This is a genomic window from Streptococcus sp. HMSC072D03 (assembly GCF_001812855.1).
Lineage (GTDB): Bacteria > Bacillota > Bacilli > Lactobacillales > Streptococcaceae > Streptococcus > Streptococcus salivarius_D.
Genome location: NZ_KV810631.1, coordinates 1,846 through 3,782 on the forward strand (window position 1 = coordinate 1,846; position 1,937 = coordinate 3,782).

The 1,937-nt window shown below is 52.9% G+C and carries 1 protein-coding gene; it reads right to left on the bottom strand.

The window, feature by feature from the left end:
- Nucleotides 1-1,937: hypothetical protein (locus HMPREF2877_RS11170; RefSeq protein ID WP_256262919.1), on the bottom strand; the 1,937-nt coding region annotated here is incomplete at both ends.

Genomic DNA, 1,937 nt, shown 5'->3' on the forward strand with positions numbered 1-1,937 from the left:
GACGCACTCATCGACGCGGACGTACTTGCGGACTCGCTAGCACTTGTTGAAGCGCTCATTGAGGCAGACGTACTTGCGGATTCGCTAGCGCTGGTTGACGCACTCATGGACGCTGACGTACTTGCGGACTCTGAGGCGCTCGTTGATGCACTCATCGATGCTGAAGTACTTGCGGACTCTGATGCACTTGTCGATGCACTTTGCGATGCACTGGTACTTGCTGACTCACTGGCACTTGTTGAGGCGCTTTGTGACGCAGATGTACTTGCCGATTCGCTCGCACTTGTTGATGCACTCATTGATGCCGATGTACTTGCGGATTCGCTTGCACTTGTTGAGGCGCTCATGGAAGCCGACGTACTTGCCGATTCTGAAGCACTTGTCGATGCACTCATTGACGCACTGGTACTTGCTGACTCGCTCGCACTTGTCGATGCACTCATGGATGCTGACGTACTTGCGGACTCACTGGCGCTGGTTGAGGCACTCATTGAGGCAGACGTACTTGCTGATTCTGACGCACTTGTCGATGCACTCATCGACGCTGATGTACTTGCCGATTCTGAAGCACTTGTTGAAGCGCTCATGGAAGCCGACGTACTTGCTGATTCTGATGCGCTCGTTGATGCACTTTGCGATGCTGAAGTGCTGGCTGATTCAGATGCACTTGTTGATGCGCTCATCGATGCACTGGTGCTTGCGGACTCTGAAGCACTTGTTGATGCACTCATTGAGGCGCTTGCACTTGCTGACTCACTGGCACTTGTTGATGCGCTCATCGACGCTGATGTACTTGCGGATTCACTCGCACTTGTTGAGGCGCTCTGTGACGCTGAAGTACTTGCTGACTCACTAGCGCTGGTTGAAGCACTCTGTGACGCTGACGTGCTGGCTGACTCACTGGCGCTAGTTGAAGCACTTTGTGACGCTGACGTACTTGCCGATTCACTTGCGCTGGTTGAAGCGCTCATAGATGCTGAAGTACTTGCGGATTCACTCGCACTTGTTGACGCACTCATTGAAGCAGATGTACTTGCGGATTCTGAAGCACTTGTTGAAGCGCTCATGGAAGCCGAAGTACTTGCTGACTCTGATGCACTTGTTGAGGCACTCATTGAGGCAGATGTACTTGCGGATTCTGAAGCACTTGTTGATGCGCTCATCGATGCACTTGTACTTGCGGACTCGCTCGCACTTGTTGATGCGCTCATCGATGCTGACGTACTTGCGGATTCTGAAGCACTTGTTGACGCACTCATTGACGCAGATGTACTTGCGGATTCTGAAGCACTTGTTGAAGCGCTCATGGAAGCCGAAGTACTTGCTGATTCACTCGCACTCGTTGAGGCACTCTGTGACGCTGACGTACTTGCTGATTCACTCGCACTTGTTGAGGCACTCATGGAAGCTGACGTGCTGGCGGACTCACTGGCACTGGTTGACGCACTTTGTGACGCAGATGTACTTGCTGATTCTGAAGCACTTGTTGACGCACTCATTGATGCACTGGTACTTGCGGACTCACTCGCACTGGTTGATGCGCTCATTGAGGCAGATGTACTTGCGGATTCGCTGGCACTTGTTGAGGCACTCATGGAAGCACTTGTACTTGCTGACTCGCTCGCACTTGTTGAGGCACTCTGTGAGGCAGATGTACTTGCTGACTCACTCGCACTGGTTGAGGCACTCATCGATGCTGACGTACTTGCTGATTCTGATGCGCTAGTTGAGGCACTCATGGAAGCCGAAGTACTTGCTGACTCACTCGCACTGGTTGAAGCGCTCATCGACGCTGAGGTGCTGGCTGATTCACTCGCGCTGGTTGAGGCACTCATCGATGCTGACGTACTTGCTGACTCACTCGCACTTGTTGAGGCACTCTGTGACGCTGACGTACTTGCGGATTCACTCGCACTGGTTGAAGCGCTCATCGACGC